14 protein-coding genes, 1 tRNA gene and 1 pseudogene are annotated in these 15,281 nt (G+C 73.6%); 9 read left to right on the forward strand and 7 right to left on the reverse strand.

Annotation, left to right across the window (positions count from 1 at the left end):
- Nucleotides 1–154, reverse strand: a pseudogene (locus PUR56_RS05900) (ABC transporter ATP-binding protein); the annotation flags it as partial.
- A 405-nt stretch (nt 155–559) separates the two neighbouring features.
- Here PUR56_RS05900 and PUR56_RS05905 point away from each other — a divergent pair.
- The 3 genes from PUR56_RS05905 (at nt 560) to PUR56_RS05915 (ending at nt 2,207) form a co-directional block, all read left to right on the forward strand.
- A tRNA-Leu gene (locus tag PUR56_RS05905) sits at nt 560–641 on the forward strand.
- Between the two features lie 153 nt (nt 642–794).
- Nucleotides 795–1,703, forward strand: coding sequence for a Bax inhibitor-1/YccA family protein (locus tag PUR56_RS05910; protein WP_329879687.1), 909 nt, complete (start codon nt 795–797; stop codon nt 1,701–1,703).
- A 126-nt stretch (nt 1,704–1,829) separates the two neighbouring features.
- A complete protein-coding gene (locus tag PUR56_RS05915; protein WP_329879688.1) occupies nt 1,830–2,207 on the forward strand; it encodes a hypothetical protein in 378 nt (125 codons plus the stop codon).
- A 164-nt stretch (nt 2,208–2,371) separates the two neighbouring features.
- On the opposite strand, the gene PUR56_RS05920 is transcribed toward PUR56_RS05915, so the two are convergent.
- The 3 genes from PUR56_RS05920 to PUR56_RS05930 form a co-directional block, all read right to left on the reverse strand.
- Complete coding sequence (locus PUR56_RS05920) at nt 2,372–3,337, reverse strand: hypothetical protein (RefSeq protein ID WP_329948126.1); 966 nt, start codon at nt 3,335–3,337, stop codon at nt 2,372–2,374.
- A gap of 292 nt (nt 3,338–3,629) precedes the next feature.
- Complete coding sequence (locus PUR56_RS05925; RefSeq protein WP_329948127.1) at nt 3,630–4,847, reverse strand: acetyl-CoA C-acetyltransferase; 1,218 nt, start codon at nt 4,845–4,847, stop codon at nt 3,630–3,632.
- A gap of 112 nt (nt 4,848–4,959) precedes the next feature.
- Complete coding sequence (locus PUR56_RS05930) at nt 4,960–6,153, reverse strand: SGNH/GDSL hydrolase family protein (protein ID WP_329948128.1); 1,194 nt, start codon at nt 6,151–6,153, stop codon at nt 4,960–4,962.
- A 373-nt stretch (nt 6,154–6,526) separates the two neighbouring features.
- Between PUR56_RS05930 and PUR56_RS05935 the strand changes: the two genes are divergently transcribed.
- The 4 genes from PUR56_RS05935 (at nt 6,527) to PUR56_RS05950 (ending at nt 10,864) form a co-directional block, all read left to right on the forward strand.
- A complete protein-coding gene (locus PUR56_RS05935) occupies nt 6,527–7,930 on the forward strand; it encodes a cystathionine beta-synthase (protein ID WP_329879692.1) in 1,404 nt (467 codons plus the stop codon).
- 410 nt (nt 7,931–8,340) lie between these two features.
- Nucleotides 8,341–8,679 (forward strand): hypothetical protein, encoded by a 339-nt coding sequence (locus PUR56_RS05940; protein ID WP_329879693.1) that lies wholly within the window; start codon nt 8,341–8,343, stop codon nt 8,677–8,679.
- 194 nt (nt 8,680–8,873) lie between these two features.
- On the forward strand, nt 8,874–10,217 hold the full coding sequence (locus PUR56_RS05945; RefSeq protein WP_329948129.1) for a L,D-transpeptidase: 1,344 nt from the start codon (nt 8,874–8,876) through the stop codon (nt 10,215–10,217).
- A 152-nt stretch (nt 10,218–10,369) separates the two neighbouring features.
- Nucleotides 10,370–10,864 carry a DUF1203 domain-containing protein gene (locus tag PUR56_RS05950; RefSeq protein WP_329948130.1) on the forward strand — a complete coding sequence of 165 codons (495 nt, stop codon included), beginning with the start codon at nt 10,370–10,372 and terminating at the stop codon, nt 10,862–10,864.
- Nucleotides 10,865–10,890: 26 nt separating this feature from the next.
- Here PUR56_RS05950 and PUR56_RS05955 read toward each other — a convergent pair whose 3' ends face one another.
- Entirely contained in the window at nt 10,891–11,259 is a 369-nt protein-coding gene (locus PUR56_RS05955) for a cupin domain-containing protein (RefSeq protein ID WP_329948131.1), read from the reverse strand.
- Nucleotides 11,260–11,377: 118 nt separating this feature from the next.
- On the reverse strand, nt 11,378–12,046 hold the full coding sequence (gene msrA / locus PUR56_RS05960; RefSeq protein WP_329948132.1) for a peptide-methionine (S)-S-oxide reductase MsrA: 669 nt from the start codon (nt 12,044–12,046) through the stop codon (nt 11,378–11,380).
- A gap of 210 nt (nt 12,047–12,256) precedes the next feature.
- On the opposite strand from msrA, the gene PUR56_RS05965 reads away from it, so the two are divergent.
- On the forward strand, nt 12,257–13,411 hold the full coding sequence (locus PUR56_RS05965) for a cystathionine gamma-synthase (protein WP_329948133.1): 1,155 nt from the start codon (nt 12,257–12,259) through the stop codon (nt 13,409–13,411).
- A 19-nt stretch (nt 13,412–13,430) separates the two neighbouring features.
- Here the strand turns inward: PUR56_RS05965 and PUR56_RS05970 are convergent, their stop codons facing one another.
- Entirely contained in the window at nt 13,431–13,910 is a 480-nt protein-coding gene (locus PUR56_RS05970; RefSeq protein WP_329879699.1) for a MarR family winged helix-turn-helix transcriptional regulator, read from the reverse strand.
- Nucleotides 13,911–14,032: 122 nt separating this feature from the next.
- Here PUR56_RS05970 and ilvA point away from each other — a divergent pair, with 122 nt between their 5' ends.
- Nucleotides 14,033–15,244, forward strand: coding sequence for a threonine ammonia-lyase (gene ilvA, locus PUR56_RS05975; RefSeq protein WP_329948134.1), 1,212 nt, complete (start codon nt 14,033–14,035; stop codon nt 15,242–15,244).
- Nucleotides 15,245–15,281 lie beyond the last annotated feature (37 nt).

Below are 15,281 nucleotides of genomic sequence, written 5' to 3' on the forward strand. Positions count from 1 at the left end.
CCATGATGGCGGTGAACTCGCCCTGCGGGAAGGTGACGCTGACGTTGTCGAGGGCGACGACGCGGGTCTCGCCCTCCCCGTAGACCTTGTTGAGGCCGGTGGCGCGGGCGGCCGCCCGGCCGGTGCGGACGGCGGTTGCGGTCGACGTGGTCACGGGGTGCTCCTTGGGGTCGCGGGCAGGACGGGCCCGGACGGCGCCGGGGAAGTCGTTGGCCGGCCGGGCCCCTTCCGGGGGTGTCCAGCCGTACCTCCATGCTCGGCCACGTGATCATGGTTTCTCGTCGCTCCGCCGGACGGTTGGCCTGACCACCGCTGGGCGTACGCCCAGCTGACGCCCTCCTCCTGCGGTATGACACCGACCCTGACCGGAGGGCCGGTGGCCGGATCGCACGCCCTGGGTGGCCAAATCACGAACTGTTCGTCAGATGGCAAGGAAACATGACAACTTCCCTGGCTCGGAACATGCGAAAGGGGAGGCCGGGATACTAGGCTCAGGGGTGGCCCGTACGGGGGCGGAGCGCTGCTCTCCGGTCCGCAGGCGAGGCCGGGTCCGCAGGACGCCCGGATGGTGGAACGCAGACACGGGCAGCTTAAAACTGCTTGGCCGTGAGGCCGTGCCGGTTCGAGTCCGGCTCCGGGCACCGACCGACTCGCGGGGACGCCGACCGGCGTCCCCGCCGGACGTCCCCCGCCGCACGTTCCCGCCGGATCCTCCTCGCGGCGGATGTTGGTTTTTTTGCCAAGCCATTACCCTTGTGACGGGCGGTGCAGTACCGCCACGGAGGGAATGAGCAATGAGAAGCAGCAACCCGGTCTTCTCGCGGGAAGGGTCCTTCACCCGCGAGTCCGGCTACGCGGGTTTCGGGACGACCCAGACCCCGTCGGCCGGGGGCCCGTCCGCCACCAACCCGTACGGCAACAACCCGTACGGGAACAACCCGTACGCCGGTAGCCCCTACGCGCAGCAGCCGCAGGGCCAGGCGCCGCTGACCGACGACCAGCTGGTCGAGATGTACCGGGCTCCGTCGGCCGGTCCGCTGGCGACGGGCCGGATGACGCTCGACGACGTGGTCGCGCGCACCGCGATGACGCTGCTCACCCTGGTCGCCGGTGGCGGCCTGGCCTGGTTCCTCCTGCCGGACCGCAACTACGGCCTCGCCATCGGCGCCGGTCTGGTCGCCTTCGTGGTCGGCATGGTGGTCTCGTTCAAGCGGAGCGTCAGCCCGCCGCTGATCCTCACCTACGCGGCCCTGGAGGGCTTCGCGCTCGGTGCGATCACCAAGATGCTCAATGCCGCCCTGCCGGGCATCGCGATCCAGGCGGTCCTGGGCACCGCGGCGGTCTTCGCCGCGATGCTGATCGCCTACAAGACCGGCCGGATCCGGGTCACCCCGCGCTACACGCGGATCGGCATCGCGATCGCGATGGGCTTCGTTCTGCTGCTGATGATCAACATGGTCGCGTCCATGTTCGGCGCGGACATGGGCCTGCGCTCCGGCCCGCTGGGCATCGCGGTCGGTCTGATCGGGATCGCCCTCGGCGCCTTCTTCCTCTCGCTGGACTTCGCCGCCATCGAGGAGGCCATCGCGCAGGGCGCGCCGCAGAAGGAGTCCTGGCGGGCCGCCTTCGGGCTCACCCTCTCGCTGGTCTGGATCTACATCGAGATGCTGCGGCTCATCGCGATCCTGCGCGGCGACGACTAGCCGCCGGTCCTCGCGGACGCCTCTCGCGCCTCGTGCGCACACGGCCGCCGGGCCCCGGAGCACTCGCTCCGGGGCCCGGCGGCTTTCGCGTACGGGCGCTCGCGGGCCGCGCCGTATGCTCGCGGCATGTCCGATGAGAAGACCCTGGCCGAGGCGGTCGACGCCCTGGCGGACCGGTTCCGTTCGATGCCGCAGAGCCGGCTGCACGGTGTGGTCCCCGGCCACGCGTCGCGGGCGGCGGCCGCGCTGGCCCTGGCCCGGTGGCTGGCCGCGGCGGCGCGGGCGGTCGAGGGCGGGCCGGTGCGGGAACTCCCGGAGGCCGGGGCGTTCGCGGTCGGCGACCAGCTCGCGGTGACCGGGCACGACCTGGTGGCGGCACTGGCCGGGCTGCCCGGGGACGACGGGGTGGCGCTGCCGGCGGAGCTCGGCGGGCCGTCGACGGTCGCGGCGGTCCGGGCCGAGGCGTCGGCCCGGGTGGCGCGGGCGGCCGCACTCTGCCACTGAGCGGGACGGGCGAGTGCCCCGCCGGGAACGTCACCGGGAGCCTGCCGCGCCGGGGCCGGGCCGGGCCCTCGTCCGGGCCCTCGCCGGGCCGCGCCGGTCCCGGACACGCCGAAGGCCGGCCGGGTCGGTAACCCCTTGACCCGGCCGGCCTTCCCGCCGCTGCGTCAGATGCTGGCCACCACCCGGTCGGCGAGCACGTACACGGCGTCCTCGTCGGTGGAGAAGGTCAGGGAGTAGGAGCCGGAGAACCGGGAGCCGCCGAGCAGCCGGACGTTCTCACCGGCCCGTACGGCGTCGATCAGCCGGTACGCGGCCTCGCGGTCGCCCGGGGCCACGCAGAGCGTGGTGCCGTCGGCGAAGGCGTAGACGTCCAGGGTGCCGAGCGGGCCGGGGCGGACGTCGACCAGGGCGGTGCCCTCCTCGGCGAGCGCGGTCAGCCGGGTGTCGGTCCACTCGCGGGACGGTGCCTGGCTGGGCACGAAGTCGGGGTGCGAGGGGTGGCGGCGCGGGTCGGGGGCGGCCACCGGGGCCTCCTCGACGGCCGAGCCGGCGTCCAGCAGCCCGGCCTCCAGCCCGGTGGCCAGCAGGTCGGCCTCGCGCCGGGCCCGGGCGTCCCCGGCGGTCTCGCCGGCCGGGCCACCGGCCGGGTGGCCGGCCGGGTGGCCGGGGCGCAGCGGGCTGCCGCCCTCGGTGACGGGATCGGCCGGGTGGGCGCCGCCCTCGTTGATCAGGTCCTCCAGGGCGGAGCGCAGCGCCTCGCCGAACTCCGGGTCCATGGTGCCGGCGTTGTCGGCGGCCTCCTGCGGCCCGGTCGGCCGGGGGAAGAAGAGCGGCCACTCCTCGGTGCTGCTGAGGACACCGGCGAAGGGGGAGTCGAACAGCGGCGCGTCCTCGGCCGCGCGGGCCTCCTGCTCGGCCCAGAACGCCCGGGCCTCGGTGATCTCCCGCTCGCGGTCGGCGGCCAGTGCCTCGGCGACGGCCCGGCGTATCGCGGTCTCGTCGACCGCGGCGGGGTGGTCGGCGGCCGCGGCCTGCGCGTCCAGACGGCGGGAGATTCCCCGGAGGTGGAACAGGACGGTGGTCGACAGGGCGATCGGGATCAGCAGCAGGATGGCGTAGACGACGCTCACGGAACGTACTCCTAGGGAGGAGTGGAACGGGGTTACGTCTCCACATTGCCGCATACGGCCGTGTTACCGCAGGGGTGAATGTCCAATTTGTCAGTGACTTTCCTCCTTGTCCCCAAATTGTTAGGTAACACCGTTCTACGCTGCGGAGTTGATCCGCTCCGCACTGTCGATTTTCGGCCCGGAAATGAATGAATCGAGGGCCGGATCGACCTTTCGGTGTGATCCGGCCCTCAATTACGCAGCGTCACTCCAAACGGGTGGTCTGGACCCTTGGGGGTTGACGCCGGAGCGGTCAGCTGAGCCGCTCGACGACCATCGCCATGCCCTGGCCGCCACCGACGCACATGGTCTCCAGGCCGAACTGCTTGTCGTGCCACTGCAGGGAGTTGATCAGGGTGGTGGTGATCCGGGCGCCCGTCATGCCGAAGGGGTGGCCGACCGCGATGGCGCCGCCGTTGACGTTCAGCCGGTCCAGGTCGACGCCGAGGTCGCGGTAGGACGGGATGACCTGGGCGGCGAAGGCCTCGTTGATCTCGACCAGGTCGATGTCGCCGATGGTCAGGCCGGCCCGCCTGAGGGCCTGCTTCGAGGCCTCGACCGGGCCGTAGCCCATGATCTCGGGGGAGAGCGCGCTGACCCCGGTGGAGACCACCCGGGCGAGCGGGGCGATGCCCAGCTCGCGGGCCTTGGTGTCGGACATGATGACCAGCGCCGCGGCGCCGTCGTTCAGCGGGCAGCAGTTACCGGCGGTCACGGTGCCGTCGGGGCGGAACACCGGCTTGAGGCCCGAGACGCCCTCCAGCGTGACGCCGGCGCGCGGGCCGTCGTCCGCGGAGACGACGGTGCCGTCGGGCAGCGTCACGGGGGTGATCTCGCGCTCCCAGAAGCCGGCCCGGATGGCGGCCTCGGCGAGGTTCTGCGAGCGGACGCCGAACTCGTCCTGCTCGGCGCGGGTGATGCCCTTGAGCGCGGCCAGGTTCTCGGCGGTCTGGCCCATGGCGAGGTAGGCGTCCGGCAGCAGGCCGTCCTCGCGCGGGTCGTGCCACTCGCCGCCGCCCTGCGCCGCGCGCTCGGCGGTGCGGGCCTGGGCCTCGTCGAAGAGCGGGTTCGTGGTGCCGGGCAGGTCCGAGGTGCCGTTCACGCTGCGCGAGACGGTCTCCACGCCGGCCGAGAGGAAGACGTCGCCCTCGCCGGCCCTGATCGCGTGCAGCGCCATCCGCGTGGTCTGCAGCGAGGACGAGCAGTAACGGGTGACGGTGGTGCCGGGCAGGTAGTCCATGCCCATCTGCACGGCCACGATGCGGGCCAGGTTGTGCCCCTGCTCGCCGCCGGGCAGGCCGCAGCCGAGCATCAGGTCGTCGATCTCGCGGGGGTCGAGCTGGGGCACCTTGGCGAGTGCGGCGCCGATGACGTGCGCGGTCAGGTCGTCGGGGCGGACGTCCTTGAGGGAGCCCTTGAAGGCCCGGCCGATCGGCGAACGGGCGGCGCTGACGATGACGGCTTCGGGCATGGCGGGCTCCTCGCTGGGTGACCTTCGGCTACGGGTGCCCGGGGCGGCCCCGGGCCGGGTGGGCGCGGGCCGGACGACGGACGCCCGGGTAGGAAAGTTACCGCCTGGTAGGTCAGGCGTCACCCGCCCCGGCGTGTGAGCTGGCCGACGTGTTCCCGTCGTCCGCGGCCTGCGCCGGGGCGGCCTTCGCGGGGGCGTGCGCCGGGCCCTGTGCCGGACCGGGCGCCGCGGCCCGCGCCGGGCCCTGCCCGGGCCCTCGTGCGGGGGCGGGCCCGGCGGTCCGCCCGGTGTCGGGGTCCGAGACCGCCCAGGAGCCGGGAAGGCCGATCCGCAGCCGGTTCCGCAGCAGCGCCCAGCGCCGGACCGCGCCCTCGGTGCCGACCGCCGCCACCTCGGTGCCGGACCGCCCCGCCGCTGCCGCCGCGGCCACCGCCACCGGCAGCACCGTCTCGCCCGGCACCCGGCCGGCCGGCCGCTCCTCCTCCGGCCAGAGGCCCAGCGCGGCGCAGACGGAGGGCAGCACGGCCATCGCGGCCGTCGCGTACCCCTGGGCCGACGGGTGGTAGCGGTCGGCGGCGAACATCTCGGGGCGGGCGGCGAACTCCGGCCCGAGCAGCGAGCCCAGCGAGACCGTCCGGCCGTCGGCCTCCACCACGGCGATGGTCTGCGCGGCGGCCAGCTGGCGGCTGAGCCGGCGGGCCACCCAGCGCAGCGGCGGGTGGACCGGCTTGATCGTGCCGAGATCCGGGCAGGTCCCGACCACCACCTCGCAGCCGGTCGCCCGCAGCGCCGCGACCGTCTCGCCGAGCTGGCGCACCGCGAGCTGGGCCGGGCTGTGCCGGGTCACGTCGTTGGCCCCGACCATGATCACGGCGATGTCCGGGCGGTGCGGCAGGGCCAGGTCCAGCTGGCCGGCCAGGTCGGCGGACCGGCCGCCGGAGAACGCCACGTTGACCAGCCGGACCGGGCGCTCGGCCACCGAGGCCAGGCCCGCGGCGAGCAGCGCGCCCGGGGTGTCCCGGGCCCGCAGCACGCCGAGGCCGGCGGCGGTGGAGTCCCCGAGGAAGGCCAGCACCAGAGGGGGCCGCGAACCGGCCGAGGCGTCGGCGAACGCCTCGCCGTAGACGCCGTCGGCCCGGGGCGGATCGCCCTCCAGGACGCCGATGGCCTGGACGGCCAGCTTGCTCTCGGTCAGCAGCAGGCCGACGAGGCCCACGCCCAGCAGACCGAGCCCGCCTCCGCCGTACGCCGCCGCGGTGGCGATCCGGCGCGCCACCCGGGCCCGCGACTCGTGTGCCCCTGGCATCCGGTACCCCCTTCGCGTCCTCGTGCCGCCCCGACGGGGCCGTTGCCGATGCGTGTACACCCCTCCTACCCGGGTTGGCGCCGGGCTACGACGGGGGTGGGCCGTTCGTGGCACCGGGAGCGGGGCGGGGAGGCCGGGCCGGGGCCGGCTTCCGGCCGGTCCCCGGACCGGAACGGCGCGGCGGGGGCGCCGCCCGGCCCGCCGGGAGCCGGTCCGGGCGGCGCCCGGTGCGCGGGTGCGGAAGAGGGGCGGGACGCCCCCGGTGTGGCCGGGGTGCAGGGCGGGGAGGAAGGGGCGGGCCGGGGTCGATGGCACGGCCTAGGCTTTGCAGTACCGAAAAGCACTCGCATGCCCACAGACCGGGAGGACCCCCGTGCGGTACCACAACTCGATCATCGACCTGGTCGGCAACACGCCACTGGTCAAGCTGAACAAGGTCACCGAGGGGATCAGCGCGACCGTGCTCGCGAAGGTCGAGTACTTCAACCCCGGAGGCTCGGTGAAGGACCGGATCGCGATGCGCATGATCGAGGCCGCCGAGGCCTCGGGCGCCCTGAAGCCCGGCGGCACCATCGTCGAGCCGACCTCGGGCAACACCGGCGTCGGCCTGGCGATCGTGGCCCAGCAGAAGGGCTACCGGTGCATCTTCGTCTGTCCGGACAAGGTGTCCACCGACAAGATCAACACCCTGCGCGCGTACGGCGCCGAGGTGGTCGTCTGTCCGACCGCCGTCGCCCCCGAGCACCCGGACTCCTACTACAACGTGTCCGACCGCCTGGTCCGCGAGACCCCCAACGCCTGGAAGCCGGACCAGTACTCCAACCCGGACAACCCGGCCTCGCACTACCACTCCACCGGTCCGGAACTCTGGGAGCAGACCGACGGGAAGATCACCCACTTCGTGGCCGGCGTCGGCACCGGCGGCACCATCTCGGGCACCGGCAACTACCTGAAGGAGGCGTCCGGCGGCAAGGTCAAGGTGGTCGGCGCCGACCCGGAGGGTTCGGTCTACTCCGGCGGCACCGGCCGTCCGTACCTGGTCGAGGGCGTCGGTGAGGACTTCTGGCCGACCGCCTACGACCGGGGTGTCGCCGACGAGATCGTCGCGGTCTCCGACAAGGACTCCTTCCAGATGACCCGCCGCCTCGCCAAGGAGGAGGGCCTGCTGGTCGGCGGCTCCTGCGGCATGGCGGTCGTCGCCGCGCTGGAGGTCGCCAAGAAGCTGGGCCCGGACGACGTGGTCGTCGTGCTGCTGCCGGACGGCGGCCGCGGCTACCTGTCGAAGATCTTCAACGACGACTGGATGGCCGACTACGGCTTCCTGCCGTCCGCCACCGACGAGGCGCACATCGGCGAGGTGCTGGCCCGCAAGGACGCCATCGAGCACGAGGGCATCCCGCAGTTCGTCCACATGCACCCCAGCGAGACCGTCGCCGAGGCGGTCCGGGTGCTGCGCGAGTACGGCGTCTCGCAGATGCCGGTGGTCTCGCCGGGAGCCGGCCACCCGGACATCATGGCCGGCGAGGTGATCGGCTCGGTGGCGGAGAAGCTGCTCCTGGAGGGCGTCTTCGCGAACGAGATCCAGCTGAGCGACACGCTGGACAAGGTGATGTCCAAGCCGCTGCCGGTGGTCGGCTCGGGCGAGACCGTCACCAACCTGATGTCGGTGCTGGAGAAGGCCGACGCCGCGGTGGTGCTGGTGGAGGGCAAGCCGCAGGGCATCGTCACCCGCCAGGACCTGCTCGGATTCCTGGCCGGCAGCCGCGCCGGGCACTGAGGCCCGGTCAGCCGCCCTCCCCGACCGGACGGCTGAGGTTCCGTTTCCGGGCGAACTGGTACACCCGCGTCACCTGCGCGCAGCACGCGCTTAACAACGCTGCGCCATCGTTGTGGTCAACGGCAAGACGCCGAGTGAGGCGACGACGACGGTCCGGGAGCGGCTCCCCGGCGGCGCCGATCGTCTCCGGGCACGACGGCCGGCCCTGACCCGGCCGGCGGTGTCCTTGCCCGCGGGAGACGCCGTCGTCCCGCCCCTGCCCGGCTCCGGCCGGACCGCAGGGTGCGGCGGCTCCCGCGGCAACCGCGCCGCTTGGCGCGTCTCCGCGACTCCCGGGTGGGGGAGTCCGGCGGAGGCGGCAGGGCCGGTCCCTCTCCGGAGGGGCCGGCCCTTCCCGTAATCTCGCACGCATGACCAGCACTGACACGACCGGCCAGGACGCTCCCCGCTACGTCCGGCTCAACATCGAGCTCATCGCCGAGATCACCGACGAGGGGGCGCTGAAGGCGGCGGCCCTGCAGCAGGTGGCGGTGGACGAGTACCTCGACGACGACGAGCGCGCGCAGTCCGTCGAGGCCATCGAGGTGGACCCGTCGGGTTCGCTCGCCCACTTCATCGACCCGGTGGCGCTGCTCGGCGACGTTCCGGGCGTCGAGCTCGCCTCGGCGACCTGGGAGTCCGCGAAGACCGACTTCGATCCCGAGGGCGACGAGTGGGACGAGTACACCGTGGAGGAGCCCGCCGAGTAGGGCCCGCCCAGTAGGGCCTGTCCGTCACGGCCCGTGATCGCCCGGTCTGCCTTCGCAGGCCGGGCGTTTTGTCCATATTTGGCGGTAAGTTTCGTCATCTCGTACGATCGCTACCCGTTGGTGATGGAACCGTGAACGCATGGATTGCGTTTCTCTATCCGTAATGCCCGGATGATGAGCAGGGAGTGGGCGACGTGGCGGCAGGGGACGGTCAGGGCCGGTCGGCCGGAGGCAGCTGGAGCCGGCGCGGTGTGCTGGCCGGTCTCATCGGGGCCCCGGTCCTGCTGCTGGCGGCCTGCAACGACACCAAGGGCGGCGAGAGCGGGGCCGGAGGCAGCGGCGGTCCTGGCACTGGCACTGGCAGCGGCAGTGGCGGCAGCACGGGTGGCACGGCCACCGGCACCACGGGCGCGGGTACGGGCGGCGGCCAGGCGACGCCCAGCGCCACCAGCACGCCGAAGACCTCGGTCGCCGTGATCACCGTCACGCCCGCCGACGGCGCCACCTCGGCCAGCTTCAGCGACCCGGTCAAGGTCACCGTCGCGAACGGCACCCTCACCGCCGTCAAGGTCACCGACTCCACCGGCAAGGCCCTGGCCGGCCAGCTCTCCGCCGACGGCACCGGCTGGACCTCGGCCGCCGCGCCGGCCAGCGGCACCAAGTACACCGTGACCGCCGCCGCCACCGACAAGGACAAGCTGGAGGCCGACGCCAACGCCGTCTTCACCACGGCGACCCCGGCCAACACCTTCGTCGGCTACTTCACCCCCGAGGACGGCTCGGTCGTCGGCGTCGGCATGCCCGTCTCGATCAACTTCAGCAAGCCGGTCACCGACCGCAGGACCGTCCAGCAGGCGATCACCGTCATAGCCGAGCCGGGCGTCGAGATCGTCGGGCACTGGTTCTCCAGCACCCGCCTCGACTTCCGGCCGCAGCAGTACTGGGCCAAGGGCACCAAGGTGACCGTCAAGCTCAGGCTCAAGGACGTCCAGGGCGCCAAGGGCGTCTACGGCACCCAGTCCAAGGACGTCCGCTTCACCGTCGGCCGGGCGCAGACCAGCGTCGCCGACCTCGCCACCAAGAAGCTCACCGTCACCACCGACGGCCAGGTCAGCGCCGTCTACGCGATCTCCGGCGGCTCGCCCGAGTTCCGCACCTGGGGCGGCAAGATGGTGATCACCGAGCAGTACCAGCAGACCCGGATGAACTCGCAGACCGTCGGCCTCGGCAGCGAGTACGACATCCCGGACGTGCCGCACGCCCAGCGGCTCAGCACCTCCGGCACCTTCATCCACGGCAACTACTGGTCCTCGCCGTCGATCTTCGGCAGCCAGAACACCAGCCACGGCTGCATCGGCCTGCGGGACGTCAAGGGCGGGCAGGACCAGGGCGCCGACGGCGCCAGGTTCTTCAAGAGCTCGATGATCGGCGACGTCGTCGAGGTCGTGAACTCCGGCGACAAGACCGTGGTGCCGTCCAACGGCCTCAACGGCTGGAACATGGACTGGGCCGACTGGAAGGCCGCCAGCGCCGTCTGACCCCCGCCGCGGGCCCGTCTGACCCCCGCCGCGGGCCCGTCACGGGCCCCGCCGCAGACCCCGTCCCGGGCGGGCCGGACCTCCCGGCGCCGCCGAACGCGACGACCGAAACCCGCCGGACCCGGCGCGGCTCCGGCGGCAGGGTGGACGGCATGAGGACAACCACCACGCCCGCCCTGGCCGTCCGCCCGATCGACCCGGGCGTCCACCGCTCCCTGCTGGTCCGCGACGACGCGGGCCGCCCGCCGGTCCGGTCCGTCGACGAGACCGGCGGCGCCCCGCTGCGCTGCTGCCTGAGCAAGGGCCTGCCGGGGGACCGGATCGCCCTGGTCTCCTACGCGCCGCTGCGCCGCTGGGCCGCCGAGACGGGGGCCGAACCGGGCCCGTACGACGAGGTCGGCCCGGTCTTCGTGCACGACGGGCCGTGCGCGGGCGTCGGCGGGGACGGCTGGCCGACCGGGTTCCACGGCAGCGAGCGGGTGCTGCGCGCGTACGACCGGCGCGGGCACATCCTGGGCGGCGTGCCGGTCGTCCCGGAGACCGCCGAGGCGGGCGCGGCGGCCCTGCTCGCCGATCCGGAGGTGGCCGTGGTGCACGTCCGCGCGCTGCACTTCGGGTGCTTCATGCACGAGGTCCGGCGGGCCTGACCCGCGTCCGGGGCGCCGCGGGGTGCTCAGCCGCGCTTGGCGTAGTCGCCGAAGCCCTGCCAGTCCAGGATGACCGCCGGCTCGTCGCCCACCACCCAGGCGTCGTGGCCGGGCGGGCAGATCATGAAGTCGCCGGGGCCGAACTCGGCCTCCTCGCCGTCGTCCATGGCGATCGCCATCCGGCCGGAGACGACGTAGCCGACGTGGGCGGCCTGGCAGCTGTCGGTCTGCGCGATGGGCCTGACGTGCTTCGACCACTGCCAGCCGGGCTCGAACACCCCCCGTCCGACGGCACCGCCGTCCAGGTTGACCAGGCGCACCTCTCCCTTGCCGCCCTCGAACGGGCGGACTTCCTCGGGATCGGTGTCGAAGCTTCTGCGCATGAGGCCGGCCATGAGGGGCTCCTCGGGGACGAGGCGGCCCCGCCACCAGGAGGGGTGGCGGGGCCGCCCTACTGGTCCTTCCAGTCTGCGCCCGCCGGGAGGCGGCGGAAAGCCGGAGGGACCCGCGGGCTCAGCCCTCGGTGGTCCGGGCCACGCCGATGGGGCAGCTGGCACCGGTGCCGCCGAGGCCGCAGTAGCCGTTCGGGTTCTTGGCGTCCGACAGGTACTGCTGGTGGTACGGCTCGGCGGGGTAGAACGGGCCGGCCGGGGCGATCTCGGTGGTCACCGGGCCGAGGCCGAGCGCGGTGAGCTCCGGCTGGAAGGCGTCCCGGGTGGCGACCACGGACGCCGCCTGGGCGGGGGAGTGGGTGTAGACCGCGGACCGGTACTGGGTGCCGACGTCGTTGCCCTGGCGGTTGCCCTGGGTCGGGTCGTGCGACTCCCAGAAGGTCTTCAGCAGCTGCTCGTAGGAGATCACCGCGGGGTCGAACACCACCCGGACCGCCTCGGTGTGCCCGGTCAGGCCGCTGCACACCTCCTCGTACGTCGGGTTCGGGGTGTGGCCGCCCTGGTAGCCGACCAGCGTCGTCCAGACGCCCGGCAGGCGCCAGAACGTGCGCTCGGCGCCCCAGAAGCAGCCCAGCCCGAAGTCGGCCACCTCCAGCCCCGCCGGGTACGGGCCGGTCAGCGGGTGGCCGAGCACGGTGTGCGGCTCGCCGAGGGTGAAGGCCGGGGCCTCCCGGCCGGGGAGCGCCTGGTCGGCGGGGACGAGCGAGGTCTTGTGGCGGTTGAACAGCACGGCCTGCTCCAGCGGGTCGGGAAGGGTTGCGGACGTTCCAACGCGGACGGGACGCCGGGGATTCCGGGGGAGGCCCCGCCCGCCCCCGCCCGGCCGGGCGTGCGGCGGCCGGGGCGGCGGTCGGCGGCGGTAGGGCCTGCGGCGGCCGGGCCTGCGGGGCGTGGCCGCCTTCGGGGCGGCACCCCGCCGTTCGCCGACTACGCTCGGAGCATGACCGAGCACCAGCTTCCCCAGGGCTTCGAGACTCTCGCCATCCACGCGGGTCAGGAAGCAGACCCCCAGACCGGGGCCGTCGTCACGCCGATCTACCAGGTGTCCACCTACAAGCAGGACGGGGTGGGCGGCCTGCGGGGCGGCTACGAGTACAGCCGCAGCGCCAACCCGACCCGTACCGCGCTGGAGGAGTGCCTCGCCGCGCTGGAAGGCGGCGCCCGCGGCCTCGCCTTCGCGTCCGGCCTCGCCGCCGAGGACACCCTGCTGCGGACGATCCTCAAGCCGGGCGACCACATCGTCATCCCCGACGACGCCTACGGCGGCACCTTCCGGCTCTTCGCCAAGGTGCTGACCCGCTGGGGCGTCGAGTTCTCCGTCGCCAACACCCAGGACCTGTCGACCGTCCGCGGGGCGCTGCGCCCGAACACCCGCGCGGTGTGGGTGGAGACCCCGTCCAACCCGCTGCTGGGCATCACCGACCTCGCCGCGCTGGCCGAGATCGCGCACGGCGCCGGCGCGCTGCTGGTGGTCGACAACACCTTCGCCAGCCCGTACCTGCAGCAGCCGATCGCGCTCGGCGCCGACGCGGTCGTGCACTCGACCACCAAGTACATGGGCGGCCACTCGGACGTCGTCGGCGGCGCCCTGGTGCTGGCCGACGCGGCGCTGGGCGAGGAGGTCGCGTACCACCAGAACGCGATGGGCGCGGTCTCCGGCCCGTTCGACGCCTGGCTGGTGCTGCGCGGCATCAAGACCCTCGGCGTCCGGATGGACCGGCACAGCTCCAACGCGGAGAAGGTCGCCGAGCTGCTGGCCGGCCACCCCAAGGTCAGCCAGGTGCTCTACCCGGGCCTGCCCGAGCACCCCGGCCACGACATCGCCGCGAAGCAGATGAAGGCGTTCGGCGGCATGGTGTCGTTCCGCGTCCACGGCGGCGAGGAGGCGGCGGTCGAGGTCTGCAACCGGACCGAGCTGTTCACCCTCGGCGAGTCGCTGGGCGGCGTGGAGTCGCTGATCGAGCACCCCGGCCGGATGACCCACGCCTCGGTGGCCGGTTCGGCCCTGGAGGTGCCGGCGGACCTGGTGCGCGTCTCGGTCGGCATCGAGTCGATCGACGACCTGCTGGCCGACCTCACGCGGGCGCTGGGCTGAACTCCCGGCCCGAGTACGCCTAGGCGCTCTGCCGGCCCGCCGAGTACGACTCCATCGAGTGGTTGAAGCGGGCCAGCAGGGCGCAGAACTCGCGCTGTTCCTCCAGTGGCCAGTCGGCCACCAGCTGTCGGGTCAACTCGGCCCGGCCGGCGCGGACTTCGGCCAGCCGGTCGGAGCCGAGCGGGGTCAGCGCGAGCCGGACGGCGCGCCGGTCGGCCGGGTCCTGGACCCGGCCGACCAGGCCGGCCGCCACCAGCGGGGCGACCTGCCGGGTGACGGTGGAGGAGTCGACGCCGAGCGCGTCGGCCAGGGCCTTGACGTTGGCGGGCCCGACCCGCTCCAGGCGTTCCAGCAGCAGGTAGGCGGCCCGGACCAGGGCGGCCACTCCGTCGGAGCCGCGGACCTGTTCCATCCTGCGGGCGAACACCGCGAGCTGGTACTGCAGTTGGGTGTGCACGGGGTCGGTGAGGTCGGTGGCCTGGGGCGAGGTCGTCGTCATCGCGGCTCACGATCGTCGTGCGGTGAGAGAGGCTCAGAACCAGCAGCGTACGCGGGCCGGGCGGGCCCGGGAACAGGTCCGACGTCCCCGGGTGGTCCTCCACCAAGGCATACGCTGCTGTCATGCACAGCTGGCCGATCACCCTCGACGACGTCCGCGGCGCCCAGAAGATGCTCGTCGGGGTAGCCCGGGTGACGCCGATGGAGGGCAGCCGGCACCTGTCCGCACTGGTCGGCGCGCCGGTCCACCTGAAGTGCGAGAACCTCCAGCGGACCGGCTCCTTCAAGCTGCGCGGGGCGTACGTGCGGATCGCGGGTCTCTCGCCGGTGCAGCGGGCCGGCGGGGTGGTCGCGGCGAGCGCCGGGAACCACGCCCAGGGGGTGGCGCTGGCGGCCTCGCTGCTCGGGGTCCGCTCCACGGTCTTCATGCCGGTGGCCGCGCCGCTGCCCAAGGTCGCCGCGACCCGCGAGTACGGCGCCGAGGTCCGGTTGCACGGCGCCACCGTGGACGAGGCGCTGCAGGCCGCGCAGCGGTACGCGGACGCGGGCGGCGCGGTGTTCATCCACCCCTTCGACCACCGGGACATCGTCATCGGGCAGGCCACCGTCGGGCTGGAGATCCTGGAGCAGTGCCCGGAGGTGCGCACCATCCTGGTCGGGGTGGGCGGGGGCGGTCTGCTGGCCGGGATCGCGGCGGCGGTCAAGCCGCTGCGGCCGGACGTGCGGGTGATCGGGGTGCAGGCGGCCGGCGCGGCCGCGTACCCGCCCTCGCTGGCGGCCGGACGCCCCGTCTCGCTGGAGCGGTTCGCCACCATGGCGGACGGGATCATGGTCGGTCGGCCCGGGGACATCCCCTTCGAGATCGTCAACACCCTGGCGGACGGCATCCGGACGGTCTCCGAGGACTCGCTCTCGCGGGCGCTGCTGCTGGGCCTGGAGCGGCTGAAACTGGTGGTGGAGCCGGCCGGGGCGAGTCCGGTGGCGGCGCTGCTGGAGCAGCCGGGTTCCTTCGAGGGGCCGGTGGTGGCGGTGCTCTCCGGGGGCAACATCGACCCGCAGCTGATGCAGCGGGTGCTGCGGCACGGGCTGGCGGCGGCCGGCCGCTACCTGTCGCTGCGGGTGCGGCTGGCGGACAAGCCGGGCGCGCTGGCGGACCTGCTGGGGGTGCTGACGAAGGTCGACGCCAACGTGCTGGACGTGGCGCACGTGCGGGTCGACCCGCAGCTCGGGCTGACCGAGGTCGAGGTGGACCTCCACCTGGAGACGAAGGGGCCGGAGCACTGCGCGGCGGTGCTCGGCGACCTGCGGGACGCGGGGTTCGTGGTCTCCCGCTAGGCGGGGTGCGGGTGCGGGGTGCGGGGTGCGGGTGCGG

Origin of the sequence: Streptomyces sp. BE303, assembly GCF_036290945.1 — a bacterium.
GTDB lineage: Bacteria > Actinomycetota > Actinomycetes > Streptomycetales > Streptomycetaceae > Kitasatospora.